A 17,711-nucleotide genomic window follows, 5' to 3' on the forward strand; every position below is an offset into this window, starting at 1 on the left:
ACCTTTGCCCCATACAACCAATACCATTATGACGTTTGCCGAACTGAATCTGACCAAGCCGCTACTGAATGCCCTGACCGACAAGGGCTACGAGACCCCTACCGTGATTCAGGAAAAGGTGTATTCGGTGGTGATGTCAGGGCGCGACGTATGCGGCATTGCCCAGACGGGTACGGGCAAAACCTTTGCCTACCTCCTGCCCTGCCTGCGGCAATACCAGTTCACCAAAGACAAAACCCCGCAACTGCTCATCCTGGTACCCACCCGCGAGTTGGTGGTGCAGGTAGTAGAGGCCGTGCAGGAACTGACCACCTACATGAACATCGTGACGGTGGGCGTATATGGCGGCGTAAACCTGAAACCCCAGCAGGCGGCCGTCCACGCTGGTGCCGACGTGCTCGTGGCCACGCCCGGTCGGTTAGTCGATTTGCTGTCGGCAGGGGCAGTGAAGATGAAAGCGCTAAAACGGCTGGTCATCGACGAAGTAGACGAGATGCTGAATCTGGGATTCCGGGCGCAACTGAAGGTGATTCTGGACCTACTGCCCCCCAAACGGCAGAACCTGCTGTTCTCGGCCACCCTCACCGACGAGGTAGAGGCCCTGATGAACACCTACTTCAACGCCCCGATTCGGGTAGAGGCCGCGCCCGTAGGTACGCCCCTGACCAACATCCGGCAGTCGGCCTATGCGGTGCCGAACTTCTACACGAAAGTGAACCTGCTCAGCCTGCTGCTACGCACCCACTCCGACATGAACAAGGTGCTGGTCTTTGTGGCCACTAAACACCTCGCCGACGAGCTGGTGGAGGAAATGGACACGCAGTTGCCCGGTCAGGTGGGGGTCATTCACTCTAACAAAGCGCAGAATGCCCGTTTCGCCGCCGTCAACGAATTTCAGGCGGGCACCATCCGGGTCCTGATCGCTACTGACATCATTGCCAGGGGGTTAGACATCGCCGAGGTGTCGCACGTGTTCAATTTCGACTTGCCCGAAGTACCCGAAAACTACATCCACCGCATTGGTCGCACGGGCCGCGCCGACCGGCCGGGGGTAGCTATCGCGTTTATCACCGAAGCCGAACGGGAGAAACAAGCCGCCATTGAGGCGCTGATGAACTACGCCATTCCGGTGCTGCCGCTTCCCGACGACCTGGTCATTTCCAATGAGTTAACATTTGCCGAACAACCCCAGATCGACATGAAAACGATTCAGGTGAAGACGGTAAAGCGCGAAGACGTCGGCCCTGCGTTCCACGAAAAATCGGCTAAGAACCAGAAAGTCAACGTCCGCCGCGACTACGCCGCCGAAAAAATGCGCAAATACGGCCGGCCAATTAAGCGTAGCGGGAAAAAATGAAGGGAATGTACAATGAATAATGTACAATGAACATTCCCTTCACTCATCACTAAAAAAAATGTCTTTCTCCCAACTCGGCTTGTCCGAATCGCTGCAACGAGGCGTTGCCAATCAGGGTTACGCGAACCCCTACCCCATTCAGGATCAGGCCATTCCGGCTATTTTAGCAGGGCGCGACGTGCTGGGCATTGCCCGGACGGGGTCGGGGAAAACGGCGAGTTTTGTCTTGCCTATTCTCGAAAAGTTGCAGGCGTTTACCGTCACCAAAAAGCAGCCCGTGCGGGTGCTGGTGGTCGTGCCCACGCGTGAGTTGGCAGCGCAGGTAGCCGAGGTATTCCAGGCGTTTGGCGACTATGTCATGCGCGGTGTGAAAACCGTAGCTGTCTTTGGTGGCGTATCCATTGCCCCGCAACTCGCCGCCGTGCGCGGGGCCGACGTACTCGTGGCTACCCCCGGCCGGCTGCTCGACCTGGTGGCGCAGAAGGCGCTCAAACTATCGTCGGTGAGCATACTGGTGCTTGACGAGGCCGACAAAATGCTCGATCTGGGTTTCGCCGATGAGATGAAGCAGGTGTTTGACTTGCTACCTACCGCCCGGCAAACCATTCTTTTCTCGGCCACCCTCGGCGACGGCGTGAAGGCCATGGGCGAACAAACCCTCCGCGACCCGCTAACCATCGACATACCCGAAGAACCCCTTGATATTGAGCAGATTAAGCAAACAGCCTACCGCACCACGCTCGAGCGCAAGGGCGTGTTGCTGCGGTATCTGATCAAAACTGGGAAGCTGAAGCAGGTGCTCGTCTTCGTTTCCTCCACCCGCACCGCCGACAATGTGGTGGCGAAACTGGTGAAAAACGGCATTCAGGCGGCGGCCATGCACGGCGATAAATCGCAGGCGGCTCGCACCGAAACGCTGAACAAATTCAAGGCGGGCAAACTCACCGTGATGGTAGCTACCGACCTCATTTCCAGAGGCATAGATATTCAGTTTCTGCCCCACGTGGTCAACTTCGAACTGCCCCGTTCGCCCAAAGACTACGTGCACCGCATTGGTCGCACGGGCCGCGCCGAAGCCTCCGGCGAAGCCATCTCGCTCATCACCCCCGACGATGAACACCATTTCAAGGTGATCCAGAAAAAGATGGGCAAGCGCGTGGACATCACCGACACCGCCGACCTGGCCCTGACGGGTTATTAGGCCAACACCATGCTGCCCTTACTCCAGACCGACCGACTGGCAATTGCTCCACTGGCCGTGACCGAAAGCGAGTTTATTCGTGAATTGGTCAACACAAAAGGTTGGCTCGATTTTATTGGTGATCGGCATGTTTATTCAGCCGACGATGCCCGTACGTTTTGTCAGGCAATTATTGATTCGCCAACACGCCATTATTTCGTTGTTTCTCAAATAGAAACCAATCTACCGCTCGGCATTGTCTCATTGGTAAAACGCGATTACCTGGATCACGAAGATATTGGTTTTGCTTTTTTGCCCATACATATGGGCCATGGATACGCCTACGAGGCCACCAGGGCCGTTTTAGCCTACCTTCAGCAACGCCCTATTTTAGCCACGACAGTACCAGAAAATACAAACTCAATTAATTTATTAGTAAAACTTGGGTTTGTAATGTATGATTCATTAATACAAGAAAGAGAAAAAATACTGGTATTCATGTTAAGATAATTTAGGCTGCGCTTCAGATCAATGCAACACACATTCTAAACAAAACTGAGTTTTCAGTGCTTTTACAGATGTACCAACGTCTTGAAAAGCCATGAAAATTGCACTCAACATATTGTTGTTGGCAGTGTCTGTAGCGCCGGTGTTTTCCCAAACCAAGTTAGCCACAACTACCCCGCCCGCGGTGGTGTCGGTGGTGGAAGGTCTCACCGGCAAACAGTTCGTACCCGACACTGCCTACACCGCCCTGTCAACCGAAGACGCGACCCTGCTGGCAAAAGAACCTCGCGCCAACTGGGACATACCCCGCGAATCGGGTAAGTACATGACCTACTCCAACCTGGTAGTGGGCACCCGTTCGTACCAGTTGCTCATTGCCAAAGACCCCAAAGAGGAATTTGCCAAAGCAACCCTGCTACGCTACACCACGCCCACCTCGAAACCCGAACCCATTGCGCGGGGCACCCTGAAACCAAAAGCGGTCGAGAAAGCCAAGTGAGGTAAGTTATGGGTGTTGGTCAGCGTATTGCTGACGCACGGCTCCTCGACTCCGCTCGGAGTGACAACCACCTTGACTTAAGCTAGGATGCTGTCTTATTTTCCTGTCACTCCGAGCGGAGTCGAGGAGCCGCGCATCAGCAATACGCTGACAACGATCTATCTGGAACTCACGCTACCTTAGCAAATGCCAAACGCCCCTTACAACCGGGCCGTTAGCCGTAGCCAGATGTGCCGGTTGGGGCGTAGCGTAATCAGCGGCTGGGGGCGAATCGGTTTTCCATCAATCAGTTGTATATCAAACGATTGTACCAGTAGGGCCAGCAAAATTTGCATTTCCATCAGGGCAAACTGGTTGCCGATGCACAGCCTTGGCCCGCCCCCAAATGGCAGGTATGCATACGCCGGGCGACCAGCGTCGGCACCGGGCGCGAAACGGTCGGGGTCGAAACGGTCAGGGTCGGGCCAGTTGGTGGGGTCATGGTGAAGCAGGTAGGGACTAACCACCACCGTGTCGCCTTTAGGAATGCGGAACGGACCGATGTGGTCGTCGGCGAGGGCCATGCGGCTCATAGCCCAGGCGGGGGGATACAGCCGCATCGACTCCTGCACCACCTGCATGGTGTAGGGTAACGTTCGGAACGCTTCTACCGGCGGGAGGCTTTCGCTTGCGCCCGTTCCCAACACCGTGGCTACCTCGGTTTGCAGCCGCTTGAGAATGGCCGGGTGGCTGGCCAGAAGATACATAGTCCAGGCCATGGAAACGGCGGTGGTCTCGTGGCCGGCCGTAAACAGGGTCACGCACTCGTCGCGGAGTTGGGCATCGGGCATCCGTTGGCCCGTGTCTTCGTCTTCGGCGTAGAGCAGCATATCGAGCAAATCATCGTGGCGGGTGCCGGTTCGTTTGCGGTTGGCAATGAAGCCGTAGATCAGCGCATCGACCTGCCGACGGGCGTTGTTGTAGCGAACATTATTGGGCGTGGGCCAGTTCGTCGGCCATTTAATGGGCGATAATAACGTCTTGTTGGCCAACACGTTGAGCGTCTCCAGCGAGTGCGATAGGCCATCGAGCCGTTGCCCGGCGTCGGTGCTGAATAGGGTTTTGCACACAATGCGCATGGTCACGTCCATCAGCGCCTGCGACATATTGACGGGGCCGCTTAGGTCGCCTTGCCGCAGTTGGGCCACCCACGCGGCCGATTCCTCTACCATCGTACTGGCCAGGACCGTGATCTTCTGCCGGTGAAAAGCGGGCTGGGCCAGCCGCCGCTGATGCCGCCAGAAATCGCCGTCGCTGGTGAGGAGGCCTTCGCCCAAAAAACGTTTCAGCACCCGAAACGCGGGCGACCGGCCATAGTTACGGTGGTTTTCCTGCAAGACATATTTCACGTCTTCGGGCCGGAACACCATATACTGGTTGCGGCCGCCAATATTGATGCGCACTACCCGGTCATACTGCCGTTGCAGCTTCATGAACATACCCAGCGGGTCGCGGGCAACGGCCAGGGTATTGCCCACCAACGGCCAACCCGGATGAACAGGCGCAATTATTTCCATAGGTACATAGTTCCGAAAAAGTGTTCCTAAAGATACAACACCAGTATTGCTCCGGTTGCGCGTACTTTTACAGGCTTTTTTAACCGCCTATTGCCTTGGATGCCGTTACGATCAAAGACATTGCCCGTGCGCTGAATCTGTCAACCTCCACAGTATCGCGGGCGTTGCGGGGCAGCTACGAGATCAGCGCCGAAACCAAGCGGCTGGTGATGGACTATGCCGAGCGGATCAACTACCAGCCCAACCCTATTGCGCTGAGCCTCAAGGAAAACCGCAGCCGGGTGCTGGGTGTGATTGTGCCGCAGATTGCCAATAACTTCTTCTCGCAGGCCATCAACGGCATCGAGGCCATTGCCTACAACCGGGGCTATCACGTGATTATCATGCAGAGCCACGAGTCGCTGGAACGCGAGGTGCTGACGGTGCAACAGGCCATGGCCCGCCGCGTAGATGGCCTGCTGATTTCTATCTCCAGCCAAACCAATAACCTGGCCCACCTGCACGCCATTCAGCAGCGCAACGTCCCGATTGTGATGTTCGACCGGGTGTCGGCGGAACTGGACGCGCCCAAGATCGTAGCCGATAATTTTGGCGGGGCCTTTGCCGCCACCGAGCACCTGATTCAGACCGGGCGGCGGCGCATTGCCTTTGTGGCCATCCCGCCCTACATGGCCATCACGCAGGACCGGCTGGCGGGCTACAAGGCAGCCCTGACCCAGTACGGCCTCCCCTACGACGACGACCTGGTGCGGTTTGTGGGGTTTCAGGAACACGAGTTCGACCCCGTCATTGACGACCTGTTGCGGCTATCTACCCCACCCGACGCCTTCTTTATGGCTTTCGACCGGCTGGCGCTCTGGTGCATGACGGCTCTCCGCAAGCGGAATATCGCCATTCCTGAACAGGTGTCCTTGATTGGGTTCACCAACATCAGCGTGGCCGAACTCCTCGACCCGCCCATGAGCACGGTGGTGCAGCCCGCCCAGGAGATCGGCCAAACCGCCGCCGAGCGCCTCATCGAACTCATCGAGCTAAAAGAAAAAGCCCCCGCCACCAGCACCGTCAAAATCCCCAACACCCTGATTGTCAGAGAATCGACGAAGCGAAAGACTGAATGAGTGAAAGAGCGAGAGAGCGAAAGCCCTGATTAGGCGAATTTGGCTTTTATTTCGGTCCTCGTCTGACAATGTCTAAGTCTTGATTTTTAACTACAGTTGAGCATTAATAATGATTGAACAGATTAATGAATTGATTGACAAGGTCATTTTAATGCAGGACGCATCAATGAAAGATTACCCCGAATTGATGGAGGAATATCAACGACATCCTGTCCCGGCAAACTCTGATTTAACCAAAGTGCCAACCTTGTTGCCAAATTATTATCAGGCTATTTCACCAATGCTCCATGAACGCTTTAAACGTTTTGGAACTTGGACATGGGGGCCTCTTGGCAATTGGCTGAGTTTAGAGGACATGGAAAATATTTGCCGAGATTGGGACAAGGTCAAGCCTGAAAATGACTATGTGAGTTGGTTAAAGGCAATAGCTGAAAATTGGGAGAACGATGCCATCCGTTTGTTTCGCCCAGAGCGCATTTCAGTTTTTGCCGCCAACCGTGACAGTTACGAACGAATTTATCTAATGTGGTTTGACAGTATGGAAGAGCCAGAGTTGTGGATAGAAGACAGTAATGGTGTCGGTCGCTTTAAAGACTTTTCCGCTTTCTTGCAGTGGCTCCCTGTTGAAGACATTTCAACTTATGAGCCACATTGGATATTAGGCTACAGCAAGTGAAGGGAAATTTTCGCTCTGCGTGGGGGTAGCTGCGGGCATTGGGTGGTCAAACCATAGGATAGGCACAACGGGCGTATTGCTAACAACCTTAAGTAGTAAGCGAGAATGTGGCGCGGTAGGCTGTTGTACACGATGTAAAGTTATGAGGCTACAGCTTTGAGCAATTCTTTCTGCCTGGCCTCTGGTACGTTCAGCCGTTTCATCTCACGCTTAGCTTTATGGTAAACCATATCGCGGTTGTAGTTTCGCTGCGCGTTGAGCCAGAAAGAGGCGTCTATCTGTAATGCTTGCTCAAGCTTTAAAGCCATCGCTACCGATACGCTTTTCTTGCCACGGATTAATTCAGAAATGAACGTAGCACTTATGCCAAGCAGCTCCGCCAAGTGCTTCTGAGTGATATTCCTCGCTTCTAATTCGTCGGCTAGCATTTCGCCTGGATGCGTGGGGTGAGCCGGAAAAATTTCTTCGCCTAAACTGCTGAGTGTCATCAGTGATAATCGGTTTCAGACGTGTATTATCTAAACAAGGCAACCTCCATAACTAAACTATCAGTTTCCCAACAGCCACCGGGCTAATTCACCACCTGCTTTAACGTTTTCGTACTGAGCGGGGATGCGGCGGCCATCGACGTATTCGTTGTAGAGCCAGGGGGCACCGAGGGCGAAGACGCGACCTTTGCCCAGCGTGGCGGTGGGCCTCATGTGCTATGCATCAAGCGCAGAGCTGCGTGCCGGTGCTCAACAGCACAAAGGTCGAAAAAACCGTGAGTGGGTGACGGGTGGTTGGTTGACTTTGGTGCTAACGCTTACTGGTACGGTACCGCTTTGATAAGCCGAATGTCATTTAGCTCTGGTACATGCAAAATGTTTTCGGTCGGAATTACGCCCCGCTTAATCCAGTTGCTGACCACATTGGTCGATTTCAGACCGAAGCGCTTAGCGTATTCAGCGGGCGTGAGCCAATCTGTCAGGGGAAATTTCGTGCCATTTTGCTGAAGGAAAGCCGTTGCTTCTCCTATAATAGCTTCACTATCAGCCATTAACTCCTGAAAAGTCTGTTTTTTAGTGATCGTTTCCATATCCGTTCATTGTTCTAGCTCACTTAATAGTTTAGTGAACATAATCAGCTTGTCTAGTATAGCATTCTTCTCGTCTTCATCCATCTGCTCACTGGCATCGCGGAGGTACTGACGTAGGTGGGCTAGTTGCATCCGAACGTTGACAATTATTCGTTTGCGTTGTTCATCATCCACAAGTTGGCGGTGCTGGTTTAACAAAGCAAACATAGCTTTTGTTACGCTGTGTAACAAGTCAATTGTAGTTTATCCTACCTTAACAACCACCGCGCTAATTCCCCACCCGCTTTAACGTTTTCGTACTGAGCGGGGATGCGGCGGCCGTCGACGTATTCGTTGTAGAGCCAGGGGTCGCCGGGGGCGAAAACGCGGCTTTTGCCAAGGGTGGCGGTGGCCATGACCACGTAGTCTTCATGGTGCAAAAGGGCCTTGGCAGGTCCGAAGAGGCCGATGGGAGCCAATTCTTTCTCGTAAATCTTGCGGGTGGAGGGGAAGACGGGGTTGCCCGCCAGAATCGGGACCAATCTTTGACAAAAACACGATCTATGCTACACAAAGTCAGTTCGCATGGGCGTGAACACGTCCACTAACGTACCAGCTTCGAGGCAGACGGCCCCGTGCCAGACGTTGGCGGGAATGAAGTAAGCATCACCCGCGCCGAGGGTGCGTTCAGTGCCGTCGATGGTGATGACGAAGCGGCCGCTTTCTACGTAGCTCGCCTGCGTATGTTCGTGGCGGTGCGCCGCGCCAATGCCGCCGGTGTCGAAGGCCACAAGCACCATCATCAGGGTGGCATCATAAGCCATGATCTTGCGTTTTACGCCCTCGCCCACAATCTCCCAGGCAGGGTTGTCGGCAGTGGCAAAGCGATTTTCAAAGGCAGGGTGGGTCATCAGGGAAGTAAGTCGGGCTGGGTTCTTAGTTTCGTCTACAAGTAACTACGATTTTTCACGCAATACCTCATCCCATGAAGACACCGGCCAGCTTCCTCCTACTCCTTCTGCTGAGCACATGCTGCCTTACTTCCCTTCGCCCGGCCCGGATGCATGCCTACCAAACGTTGGCCCACCTTACCCCCGACGAAATCGCCGTTACCAAAGCCGCCGAGCAACTGCGCCTCGCCATGATCGACCCTACCAAGGAGGTGCTTATGACCCTTACTGCCCCTGAACTTAGTTATGGTCATTCAGCAGGCAACATAGAAACGCAGGCCGATTTTGTGAACGCGCTGGTAAGCGGTACGTCCGATTTTGTCAGCATAGACATCAGTAACCAGACGGTTACGGTGGTCGAAAACACGGCTGTGGTGCGGCATGTGCTGCTGGGACAGATCGTCAACAAAGGCGTGCCTGCCACAACAAAGCTGTCGGTGTTGCAGGTGTGGCTGAAGCGGAAAGGTAGCTGGGTACTGCTGGCTCGTCAGGCTACGAAACTGCCACAATAATCCATTTGCAGTTGTCCCACACTGTGTTTTCCAGCCAAACCGACGCGTACAGATTGCTCCCCTGTAGCGAAACCGATGAACCGATTTATACGCCGTTGCAGCCTGCAACTGGCTTTTTTGCTTCCGCTTGGCGCAATGGCGCAACCCGCGTGGCCCGTCATTACACAGCAAGCCAAGCCCTGGACCCGCTGGTGGTGGATGGGTAGCGCCGTTAACAACGCCGACCTGACGCGGCTGCTCACCGACTACCAGAGGGCGGGCCTCGGCGGCGTAGAAATCACCCCGATTTATGGCGTGAAAGGGGCCGAAGACCAGTTCACCAACTTCCTCTCTCCCACCTGGATGGACCGGCTGACGCACACGCTGACGGTGGCCAAACGCCTCAATCTGGGTGTCGATCTGGCGCAGGCGTCGGGGTGGCCGTTTGGCGGACCGTGGGTAACGCCGACAGATGCGTGCAAGTACGTGGCATACAAAACCTACACGCTGGCGGGGGGTGAATCGCTGGCCGAACGGGTCTTTTACGACCAAAAAGCCCTGGTACGGGCCGTGGGCGAACCCATCTCTATCGACAAGCTGACCGACCCGATTGCCCAAAACCCCGACCTGCAACGCCATGCTTTTGATCAGGTACGATTTCCCAAACCGCTACCCCTGCAAACGCTCATGGCCTACGCTAGTTCGGGTGGGCAGGTAGACCTCACAAAGCGTGTATCTGCCGACGGCAAGCTAAACTGGACAGCTCCGAAACTGCCTAAAAACGGTCAATGGACGCTCTACGCCCTGTTTCAGGGATGGCACGGCAAGCAGGTAGAACGCGCCGGACCGGGCGGCGAGGGCGACGTGATCGACCATTTTTCGCCCGCAGCCACGCAGCATTACCTGGCCCGATTCGACGAGGCGTTTCGGGGGCGCAACGTAGGCGGCATCCGGGCGTTTTTCAATGATTCGTATGAAGTAGACGACGCGCAGGGCGAAGCCAACTGGACGCCGACCTTCTTTGCGGAATTCAAAAAACGACGGGGCTACGACCTGAAACCCTACCTGCCCGCCCTCTTTGGCAACGCCCTGGTCGGGCAGGATACCGCCGCGACCACCGCCCGTATCCTGTGCGATTACCGCGAAACCATTGGCGATCTGCTGCTCGAAAACTATACCCAAACCTGGGCCACCTGGTCGCACCAACGGGGGCAACGTATTCGTAATCAGGCGCACGGCTCACCGGCCAACATCCTCGATCTCTATGCCGCTACGGACATTCCCGAAGCGGAAGGTACCGAACTGTTGCGCATCAAATTTGCTTCGTCGGCGGGAAACGTCACGGGCAAACCGCTGATTTCAGCGGAGTCGGCCACCTGGGATGATGAGCATTTTTTATCAACGTTGAGCGGCATTAAAAAGACGATGGACCGCTACCTGCTGGGGGGCGTGAACCACACGTTTTATCACGGCACCAACTACTCGCCGCAGGCCGCCGCCTGGCCCGGCTGGCTGTTCTACGCCGCGGTCCATTTTAACCCCAATAATCCCTTCTGGACCGATTTTGGGCAGTTGAACCGCTACGTAGCCCGTTGCCAGGCCATGTTGCAACGGGGCAAACCGTACAACAACGTGCTGGTGTATCTGCCTATGTATGATGCCTACAGCCAAACCACCGTCCGGGCCGGGTCGCCGCCGTATTTGCTGCAACACTTCGACGGGATCGAGCACGGCTTTAAAAACCTGCCGGTGGCGCACATTGCTGAGGAGTTACTAGCCAGAGGCTATGCATTCGACTTCATCTCTGACCGGCAATTACTCGGTGTAAGCACCCGCCTGGGTAAGCTGCAAACGGGCGGCACTGCCTACCAGACTATCCTTGTTCCTGACGCCCGGCTGATGCCGCTAGGTACGATGCAACAGTTGTTAAAACTGGCTCAGCAAGGTGCAACGGTTATTTTTGTGAACAAGCTGCCTATCGACCTACCTGGCTTTGCCACCCTTACCACCCGCCAAACGGCGTTCCGAAACCTGCTGGCCAATCTCTCCCTTTCACCCGACGAAAACGCCGCTGTCTGCGTAGCCAAAGCAGGCAAAGGCCGTATCCTGGTTGGTGCCGACGTAACCAGCTTGCTCACCCAAGCCGGTGTGTCCCGCGAACTAATGGCCGACGAAGGACTGACGTGTATGCGGCGGAAAGTAGGCCCAAAAACAATCTATTTCATTGTCAATCAACGTAGCGATTCCACCCGTGCGGGCTGGGTCACGCTGGCTACGTCAGCGAAGTCGGTGGCCTTATTTAACCCCATGACCGGGCAAACAGGCATGGCCCGAATCAGGTCTGCCGCCAATGGTCTGGTTTCAGTTTATCTGCCGCTGGGACATCAGGAGGCCGTTTTGCTGGAAACATCGCCTACCGCTGTAGCTGGTCCGGCGTATCCTTATGCCACGCCATCGGGGCCAGCGCAACTCCTGGCCGGCCCCTGGACATTGCACTTCGTATCGGGTGGTCCTACCCTACCCGCGCCTGTTCAACTGCCCGGAATCCGGCTCTGGACCAACCTCCGCGATTCATCTATGAACGCCTTTTCGGGGTCGGCAACCTACACCACCACTTTTGCCAAACCTGATGGTTCAGCCGCAGCTTATCAACTCGATCTGGGCAAAGTATTCTCCAGTGCGCGGGTGACGATGAATGGGCAAAACATGGGTACGCTCATTGGCCCTGATTACCAGCTTTTCTTGCCCAGAAACAGCCTCCAAATGCAAAACACGCTGATTATCACCGTCTCGAACAGCATGGCTAACCGCATTATCAACCTCGACAAACAGGGTGTAGTCTGGCGTAACTTTTACAACATCAACTTCCCCGCCCGCTTCAAGGAAAACCGCGACGCCAACGGCCTCTTTACCACCAAAAATTGGTCTCCCCAACCCAGCGGGCTACTCGGACCGGTGACACTGACACCGTTGGAGTGATTTACGACTTACGATGTACGAATTACGATTTTTGCTGTCGCCAGCGTACCATTGCTTTGGCGACAGCAAAAATCGTAATTCGTAAATCGTACATCGTAAATCAGCGCTTTTTCATGCAGGAAATCGCCTTTCTCATGCGCCTGAAACTGGGCAACGAAGCGGAGTATCGCCGCCGACATGACGAGATATGGCCCGAACTGGCCGCCGCCCTCACCGAGGCGGGTATTCGCGACTATTCTATCTACCTGGACCGCGCCACAGGTACGTTGTTCGCCGTCCAAAAGCGCACCGATAGTCATACCGCCGATGCGCTGCCGGATCATCCCGTCGTGAAACGCTGGTGGGCCTATATGGCTGATTTAATGGACGTTAACCCCGGTAATTCACCGGTATCCGTGCCGCTGGAGCGGGTGTTTCATCAGGAATAGTTGGTGGTTGGTGATTTGTAGTTTGTAGTTGGCTGACGCACGGCCGAACCGTCGGACCGCCCTCGACTGCGCTCGGGGTGACAGGCAAGTAGAGCAATCTTCTCGAATTGAGTCAAGGTGGTTGTCACCCCGAGCGCAGTCGAGGGCGGTCCGACGGTTCAGCCGTGCGTCAGCCAACCACCAACTACAAACCACCAACCCTTTACAAAATCACCTCCTGCTGTGCGGCAAGTTGCGTGGCTTTGGTGGGGCGGTTGAGGAACTGCATGATGACCCAGGCAATGAGGTAAGCAGACCCACAGAAGATAAACAGGACGTTGTAACCGAGCGTTAGATTGCCAGCCTCCTTGTAATAATCCAGCAGCGGCCCAATGAGCCACTGGAACAAAATGCCCCCAATAGACCCCGCCATGCCGCCAATACCAATCACTGAACTGACAGCCCGCTTGGGGAAGGTGTCGGACACGGTGGTGTAAATGGTGGCGCTCCAGGCCTGATGCGCGGCGGCGGCCAGGCTGATGAGGGCCACCGCCTGCCAGATGTCGGTGGCGAAGCGGGCCGTTATGATAGGCACCACGGCCAGCGCAAAAAAGAGCATCGACGTGCTGCGCGCCCTGGATACAACCCACCCCCGCCGAATCAGGTACGACGACAAATACCCGCCGCCAATGCTCCCAATAGTGGTGGCCGTATAGATGATCACCAGCGGCCAGCTAGGCTTTTTGAGGTCCAGCTTAAACGTCGACGAGAAATAAGACGGCAGCCAGAAGAGGAAAAACCACCAGACAGGGTCGGTCATGAACTTGCCTACCACGAAGGCCCAGGTGCGCCGAATACGAAACAGCTGTGGCCAGCCCATAGCCGCGCCGGTGTCGGTGGCGGCTTCATTGTCGCTGTGGATGTACTGCACTTCGGCGGGCGTCACCCGCGACTGCCGCTCTGGAATTTCGTAGAAGATGAGCCAGAAAATAAGCCAGACAAAGCCAATGGCACCCGTAAGCAGAAACGCCATCTCCCAGCCATAAACGCCTAATATCCAAGGCACTACTACCGGCGACACTACTGCCCCGATGTTGGCTCCTGAGTTAAAAATGCCCGTGGCCAATGCCCGCTCTTTTTTGGGAAACCACTCGGTCACGGCCCGGATGGCTGCCGGAAAATTGCCTGCCTCACCCAACCCCAGCAGTGCCCGCATCACCCCAAAACCCACCGTACTTCTGGCCACGGCATGTAGCATGGCGGCGATACTCCAGACGATGAGCGAAATAGTGTAGCCCGTTTTAGTGCCGATCTTGTCGATGATGCGCCCGAACAACAGCAGACCCAGGGCGTAGGAGGCTGAAAACACCATGGTGATGTGACTGTAGTCGGTTTCTGTCCAATTAAACTGGTCGGATAGTACTGGTTTCAGCAGCCCAATCACCTGCCGGTCGATGTAGTTGATCGTGGTGGCAAAAAACAGTAGTGCCACCACCACCCAGCGGTAACGGCCCACGGGCGCGGCAGTGTTTTGTGGAAGGTTCATAGAGGGCGTTGGGAATAGTTCTAGTTTTCGGACGTGCTGTCAGGTCGGGGGTGGTGCGGCATTCCGACCTGACAGCACGGTCAAAACACGGCTCACAAACAAACCTAAAAGCACTATGTATCGATATACTTCATCAGGCCTGCCACGCGGTCGCGGAGGGCATCGGCATTAGCGCCTCCGCCAAACAGTTGCGAGCCGATGCCCACGCAGGTTACGCCCGCCCCAAACCATTCAGACAGGCTTTGGGCGGTAGGCTCCACGCCGCCCGTCACCATCAGCTTCAGGTGGGGCATAGGACCAAGAATAGCCTTCACAAAACCCGGCCCAAGCACGTTGCCGGGAAACACTTTCACAAGGTCGGCCCCAAGCAGCGTGGCCTGATGAATCTCGTTTAAGGTAGCCGCAGCAGGCACCCAGGCCACATTTCGCTCCTGACATATCGCTGCCACCGCCGCCGTAGTGATGGGTTGCACCACAAAATCGGCCCCTAGGTCGAGGAAGTTAGTGGCCGCCTGCGCGGTGAGAATGGTACCAATACCCAAGGCCATATCGGGGCAGTGTTCACGCACAAACGGCACCAGTTCACCAAACACCTTGTTGGCGGCTTCGCCCCGGTTAGTAAACTCAAACACCCGCAGTCCACCGTCATAGCAAGCCTTCACAACGGCTTTGGCCTGCGCAACGTCGGCGTTATAGTAAACGGGCACAATGGGAAACCGCTGGCAGAGGTCGAGGAGGGTTTGGGGGGGCATGGGTATAGATGTTGGACGTTGGATACCAGACATTGGATGCGGGATGTTGACCTTGCCGACACATCCAATAGCCAGCATCCAACATCCAATATCTATTTTTCACCTTAACAGCCGCCCCGCCGTATCACCCGCCATGACGGCTTCGATTTCGGAGCGGGTAGCCAGGTTGGCGTCACCGTGGATGGAGTGTTTCAGGACCGATGCCGCTACCCCGCAGCGCAGGGCTTCTTCGGCGGTGGCGTAGGTATGGGTGCCGTAGATAAACCCGGCCATAAACGCATCGCCACCACCAATTCGGTCTACGATGGGTACGATGTCGTAAGTCGGCGTTTCGGTGGTTATACCCGTCTGGTCGTAGAGCAGGCCGCGCAGTTGATTGTGCGACGCGCTCAACGTGTCGCGGCGGGTGGTAATGACTTGTTTAATACCTGGAAAGCGGTCCAGCAACTGCGCCGCCATCTGGGCAAACGAGTCGTTGGAGTGCGGTCCGGTGGCGATGCCAAACAGATCTTCAGCATCATTTTCGGCACAAACTACTATATCGCAACCAGCCACGAGCGGGGGCATCACGTCCTGCGCTCGCTGCCCGTATTGCCAAAGGTTGCGCCGGTAGTTCACGTCGGCACTGACGGTGATACCCAGCCGCCGGGCAGCCTGAATAGCCGCCGCTGTGGCCGCCGCTGCCTGCGCCGAAATGGCCGGGGTAATGCCCGTCCAGTGCAGCCAGCCAACGCCGGTCAGGATGGTTTCCCAGTCGAACCAGTCGGCCTGAAGATTGGCAAAAGCCGAATCGGCGCGGTCATACACAATGTGGCTAGCCCGCACCGACGCCCCCGATTCCAGAAAATAAAGCCCCAACCGGTGCCCCCTGAAAACGGTATGCGCCAGGCTAACGCCCTGCTGACGAAGGTGTTGCGCCGCCGCCTGCCCCAGCTCATGGTCGGGAAAAACGGTTACGTGTTCGGCTGGCAAGCCCAGCCGGGCCAGCGACACCGACACGTTGGCCTCGCCGCCGCCGTAAGTAATGTCCAGCTCACGCGCCTGTACGAACCGGTAATTCAACGGTGGCGAAAGCCGCATCATCACTTCGCCGAAGGTGACCAGTTTGCCCGGCAGTGGTATGGGTGTTATCGAAGCCAAAGTAGGAGTTTGCGTTGTTGTAACAGATGTTTTGCACTACCTCACCCAGCCAGTCTATCGTGGCGGGCAGTTCACCATTTACCACGTCGTTGCCCAGCAGGTTGCACAGGATTCGCCGGAAGTATTCGTGACGTGGGAAAGACATGAAAGAGCGGGAGTCGGTGAGCATACCCACAAACCGGCTCAACAAACCCATATTCGAGAGGGCGTCGAGTTGGGCTTCCATCCCTTTTTTCTGATCCAGAAACCACCAGCCCGACCCAAACTGAACCTTGCCCGCCACGGTGCCATCGTTGAAATTACCCGCCATGGTGGCCATCACTTCGTTGTCGGCGGGGTTGAGGTTGTAAAGGATGGTCTTGGTCAGTTTGTTGCGGTCGTCCAGCCCACCCATAAACCGCGAGAGCGCCTGTGCCTGCGAAAAATCGCCGATAGAATCCCAGCCCGTGTCGGGGCCAAGGTCGCGCAGGCGGCGGGTGTTGTTATTACGCAACGCGCCGAGGTGAAACTGTTGCGTCCATCCCTTTTCGTGGTCCATTTCGGCCAAAAACACCAGCAGAGCCGATTTTAAGCCCGTTATTTCGGCCTGCGTGAGCGACTGTCCCGCCCTGATTTTGGCAAAAGCGGCCCGAACGCCTGCCTCCGTGTACGAATCGGCGTAGAGTTGTTCCAGGCCGTGGTCCGACAGTTTACAGCCGTGGGCGGCGAAGAAATCGTGGCGGTTGCGCAGGGCCGTCAGCAGGTCGTCGTAGGTGTTGATGGCCACGTCGGCGGCGGCTTCGAGGCGGTCGAGGTAGGCGTTGTAGGGGGCAGCCTCATCAACGGCCATAGCCTTGTCGGCCCGGAACGTGGGCAGCATCCGTACGCCAAAGCCCTCAGTGGCCAGTTGGCGGTGGTGTTCGAGCGAATCGGCGGGGTCGTCGGTGGTGCAGACCACGCGCACGTTCATGTTCAGCAGCAGGTTGCGCACCGAATAGTCGGGCGTGTTCAGTTGTTCGCTGCACTGGTCATAAATCCGCCCGGCAGATCGCCCATCGAGCAGTTCGGTGATGCCAAAATAGCGTTGCAATTCCAGGTGGGTCCAGTGATAAAGTGGGTTCCTGACGGTGTAGGGCACGGTTTCGGCCCATTTTTGGAACTTCTCCCGGTCAGAAGCCCCACCCGTGCAATAGCGTTCATCGACGCCGTTAGCTCGCATGGCCCGCCACTTGTAATGGTCGCCGTAGAGCCAAATCTGGGTCAGGTTGTCAAACTGCGTATCGGCGGCAATCTGGTCGGGCGGGAGGTGGCAATGGTAGTCGATGATCGGCATAGCTTTCGCGTAGCCGTGGTACAATTGCCGCGCCGGGTCAGACTGGAGGAGGAAATTATCGTGGATGAATGAAGACATACTAGCGGAGAGGAGAGAGCGGGGAGCGAAGGGCGGGGAGGTAAGAGTCAAGAAACAAGAGTCGAGAGGTGATAGCCAAGAGTCATGAGGTATGCTCATTCTTGTT

Annotated in this window: 20 protein-coding genes; 9 read left to right on the forward strand and 11 right to left on the reverse strand. The window is 56.0% G+C overall.

The features are described from left to right. Nucleotides 1-28: 28 nt before the first annotated feature. The 4 genes from J2I48_RS09480 (at nt 29) to J2I48_RS09495 (ending at nt 3,543) form a co-directional block, all read left to right on the forward strand. Nucleotides 29-1,357 (forward strand): DEAD/DEAH box helicase, encoded by a 1,329-nt coding sequence (locus tag J2I48_RS09480; RefSeq protein WP_207335193.1) that lies wholly within the window; start codon nt 29-31, stop codon nt 1,355-1,357. 58 nt (nt 1,358-1,415) lie between these two features. Continuing rightward, complete coding sequence (locus J2I48_RS09485; protein WP_207335194.1) at nt 1,416-2,558, forward strand: DEAD/DEAH box helicase; 1,143 nt, start codon at nt 1,416-1,418, stop codon at nt 2,556-2,558. A 9-nt stretch (nt 2,559-2,567) separates the two neighbouring features. Then, entirely contained in the window at nt 2,568-3,047 is a 480-nt protein-coding gene (locus J2I48_RS09490; RefSeq protein ID WP_207335195.1) for a GNAT family N-acetyltransferase, read from the forward strand. A 91-nt stretch (nt 3,048-3,138) separates the two neighbouring features. Continuing rightward, nucleotides 3,139-3,543 carry a hypothetical protein gene (locus tag J2I48_RS09495; protein ID WP_207335196.1) on the forward strand — a complete coding sequence of 135 codons (405 nt, stop codon included), beginning with the start codon at nt 3,139-3,141 and terminating at the stop codon, nt 3,541-3,543. Nucleotides 3,544-3,743: 200 nt separating this feature from the next. Here J2I48_RS09495 and J2I48_RS09500 read toward each other — a convergent pair whose 3' ends face one another. Next, on the reverse strand, nt 3,744-5,099 hold the full coding sequence (locus J2I48_RS09500; protein ID WP_207335197.1) for a cytochrome P450: 1,356 nt from the start codon (nt 5,097-5,099) through the stop codon (nt 3,744-3,746). 95 nt (nt 5,100-5,194) lie between these two features. On the opposite strand from J2I48_RS09500, the gene J2I48_RS09505 reads away from it, so the two are divergent. Continuing rightward, a complete protein-coding gene (locus J2I48_RS09505) occupies nt 5,195-6,217 on the forward strand; it encodes a LacI family DNA-binding transcriptional regulator (RefSeq protein ID WP_207335198.1) in 1,023 nt (340 codons plus the stop codon). Nucleotides 6,218-6,326: 109 nt separating this feature from the next. Continuing rightward, nucleotides 6,327-6,893, forward strand: coding sequence for a hypothetical protein (locus J2I48_RS09510; protein ID WP_207335199.1), 567 nt, complete (start codon nt 6,327-6,329; stop codon nt 6,891-6,893). A 140-nt stretch (nt 6,894-7,033) separates the two neighbouring features. Here J2I48_RS09510 and J2I48_RS09515 read toward each other — a convergent pair whose 3' ends face one another. The 6 genes from J2I48_RS09515 to J2I48_RS09535 form a co-directional block, all read right to left on the reverse strand. Beyond that, on the reverse strand, nt 7,034-7,381 hold the full coding sequence (locus tag J2I48_RS09515; protein WP_207335200.1) for a HigA family addiction module antitoxin: 348 nt from the start codon (nt 7,379-7,381) through the stop codon (nt 7,034-7,036). 60 nt (nt 7,382-7,441) lie between these two features. Then, on the reverse strand, nt 7,442-7,594 hold the full coding sequence (locus J2I48_RS09520; protein WP_207335426.1) for a hypothetical protein: 153 nt from the start codon (nt 7,592-7,594) through the stop codon (nt 7,442-7,444). 104 nt (nt 7,595-7,698) lie between these two features. Then, a complete protein-coding gene (locus J2I48_RS09525) occupies nt 7,699-7,971 on the reverse strand; it encodes a hypothetical protein (protein WP_207335201.1) in 273 nt (90 codons plus the stop codon). A gap of 6 nt (nt 7,972-7,977) precedes the next feature. Beyond that, nucleotides 7,978-8,103: a hypothetical protein gene (locus J2I48_RS28445; protein WP_262899087.1), complete on the reverse strand. Its 126-nt coding sequence runs from the start codon at nt 8,101-8,103 to the stop codon at nt 7,978-7,980. Between the two features lie 116 nt (nt 8,104-8,219). After that, nucleotides 8,220-8,492: a hypothetical protein gene (locus J2I48_RS09530; protein WP_207335202.1), complete on the reverse strand. Its 273-nt coding sequence runs from the start codon at nt 8,490-8,492 to the stop codon at nt 8,220-8,222. 24 nt (nt 8,493-8,516) lie between these two features. Then, a complete protein-coding gene (locus tag J2I48_RS09535; RefSeq protein WP_207335203.1) occupies nt 8,517-8,861 on the reverse strand; it encodes a cupin domain-containing protein in 345 nt (114 codons plus the stop codon). A gap of 74 nt (nt 8,862-8,935) precedes the next feature. Between J2I48_RS09535 and J2I48_RS09540 the strand changes: the two genes are divergently transcribed. The 3 genes from J2I48_RS09540 (at nt 8,936) to rhaM (ending at nt 12,798) form a co-directional block, all read left to right on the forward strand. Further along, complete coding sequence (locus J2I48_RS09540; RefSeq protein WP_207335204.1) at nt 8,936-9,412, forward strand: nuclear transport factor 2 family protein; 477 nt, start codon at nt 8,936-8,938, stop codon at nt 9,410-9,412. A gap of 75 nt (nt 9,413-9,487) precedes the next feature. After that, entirely contained in the window at nt 9,488-12,370 is a 2,883-nt protein-coding gene (locus tag J2I48_RS09545) for a glycosyl hydrolase (RefSeq protein WP_207335205.1), read from the forward strand. 113 nt (nt 12,371-12,483) lie between these two features. Continuing rightward, complete coding sequence (gene rhaM / locus J2I48_RS09550; protein WP_207335206.1) at nt 12,484-12,798, forward strand: L-rhamnose mutarotase; 315 nt, start codon at nt 12,484-12,486, stop codon at nt 12,796-12,798. Nucleotides 12,799-13,000: 202 nt separating this feature from the next. On the opposite strand, the gene J2I48_RS09555 is transcribed toward rhaM, so the two are convergent. The 4 genes from J2I48_RS09555 to uxaC all read right to left on the reverse strand — a co-directional run bounded on the left by J2I48_RS09555 (nt 13,001) and on the right by uxaC (nt 17,605). After that, entirely contained in the window at nt 13,001-14,323 is a 1,323-nt protein-coding gene (locus J2I48_RS09555) for an MFS transporter (RefSeq protein WP_207335207.1), read from the reverse strand. A 113-nt stretch (nt 14,324-14,436) separates the two neighbouring features. After that, nucleotides 14,437-15,075, reverse strand: coding sequence for a beta/alpha barrel domain-containing protein (locus J2I48_RS09560; RefSeq protein WP_207335208.1), 639 nt, complete (start codon nt 15,073-15,075; stop codon nt 14,437-14,439). Nucleotides 15,076-15,174: 99 nt separating this feature from the next. Continuing rightward, nucleotides 15,175-16,215, reverse strand: coding sequence for a sugar kinase (locus J2I48_RS09565; protein WP_229376029.1), 1,041 nt, complete (start codon nt 16,213-16,215; stop codon nt 15,175-15,177). Continuing rightward, nucleotides 16,109-17,605 (reverse strand): glucuronate isomerase, encoded by a 1,497-nt coding sequence (gene uxaC, locus J2I48_RS09570; protein ID WP_207335209.1) that lies wholly within the window; start codon nt 17,603-17,605, stop codon nt 16,109-16,111. The genes J2I48_RS09565 and uxaC overlap by 107 nt, the downstream gene beginning before the upstream one ends. Nucleotides 17,606-17,711: the final 106 nt, after the last annotated feature.

The organism is Fibrella aquatilis (assembly GCF_017353255.1).
Taxonomy (GTDB): domain Bacteria; phylum Bacteroidota; class Bacteroidia; order Cytophagales; family Spirosomataceae; genus Fibrella; species Fibrella aquatilis.

Excerpts from the sequence above, each read along its gene's own strand:
- J2I48_RS09495 (WP_207335196.1), top strand. The coding sequence starts at position 3,139 with ATGAAAATTGCACTCAACATATTGTTGTTGGCAGTGTCTGTAGCGCCG.
- J2I48_RS09525 (WP_207335201.1), bottom strand. The coding sequence starts at position 7,971 with ATGGAAACGATCACTAAAAAACAGACTTTTCAGGAGTTAATGGCTGAT.
- J2I48_RS09555 (WP_207335207.1), bottom strand. The coding sequence starts at position 14,323 with ATGAACCTTCCACAAAACACTGCCGCGCCCGTGGGCCGTTACCGCTGG.
- J2I48_RS09485 (WP_207335194.1), top strand. The coding sequence starts at position 1,416 with ATGTCTTTCTCCCAACTCGGCTTGTCCGAATCGCTGCAACGAGGCGTT.
- J2I48_RS09500 (WP_207335197.1), bottom strand. The coding sequence starts at position 5,099 with ATGGAAATAATTGCGCCTGTTCATCCGGGTTGGCCGTTGGTGGGCAAT.
- J2I48_RS09535 (WP_207335203.1), bottom strand. The coding sequence starts at position 8,861 with ATGACCCACCCTGCCTTTGAAAATCGCTTTGCCACTGCCGACAACCCT.
- J2I48_RS09480 (WP_207335193.1), top strand. The coding sequence starts at position 29 with ATGACGTTTGCCGAACTGAATCTGACCAAGCCGCTACTGAATGCCCTG.
- rhaM (WP_207335206.1), top strand. The coding sequence starts at position 12,484 with ATGCAGGAAATCGCCTTTCTCATGCGCCTGAAACTGGGCAACGAAGCG.
- J2I48_RS09515 (WP_207335200.1), bottom strand. The coding sequence starts at position 7,381 with ATGACACTCAGCAGTTTAGGCGAAGAAATTTTTCCGGCTCACCCCACG.
- J2I48_RS09520 (WP_207335426.1), bottom strand. The coding sequence starts at position 7,594 with ATGAGGCCCACCGCCACGCTGGGCAAAGGTCGCGTCTTCGCCCTCGGT.
- J2I48_RS09540 (WP_207335204.1), top strand. The coding sequence starts at position 8,936 with ATGAAGACACCGGCCAGCTTCCTCCTACTCCTTCTGCTGAGCACATGC.
- J2I48_RS09490 (WP_207335195.1), top strand. The coding sequence starts at position 2,568 with ATGCTGCCCTTACTCCAGACCGACCGACTGGCAATTGCTCCACTGGCC.
- J2I48_RS09560 (WP_207335208.1), bottom strand. The coding sequence starts at position 15,075 with ATGCCCCCCCAAACCCTCCTCGACCTCTGCCAGCGGTTTCCCATTGTG.
- uxaC (WP_207335209.1), bottom strand. The coding sequence starts at position 17,605 with ATGTCTTCATTCATCCACGATAATTTCCTCCTCCAGTCTGACCCGGCG.
- J2I48_RS09510 (WP_207335199.1), top strand. The coding sequence starts at position 6,327 with ATGATTGAACAGATTAATGAATTGATTGACAAGGTCATTTTAATGCAG.
- J2I48_RS09545 (WP_207335205.1), top strand. The coding sequence starts at position 9,488 with ATGAACCGATTTATACGCCGTTGCAGCCTGCAACTGGCTTTTTTGCTT.
- J2I48_RS28445 (WP_262899087.1), bottom strand. The coding sequence starts at position 8,103 with ATGCAACTAGCCCACCTACGTCAGTACCTCCGCGATGCCAGTGAGCAG.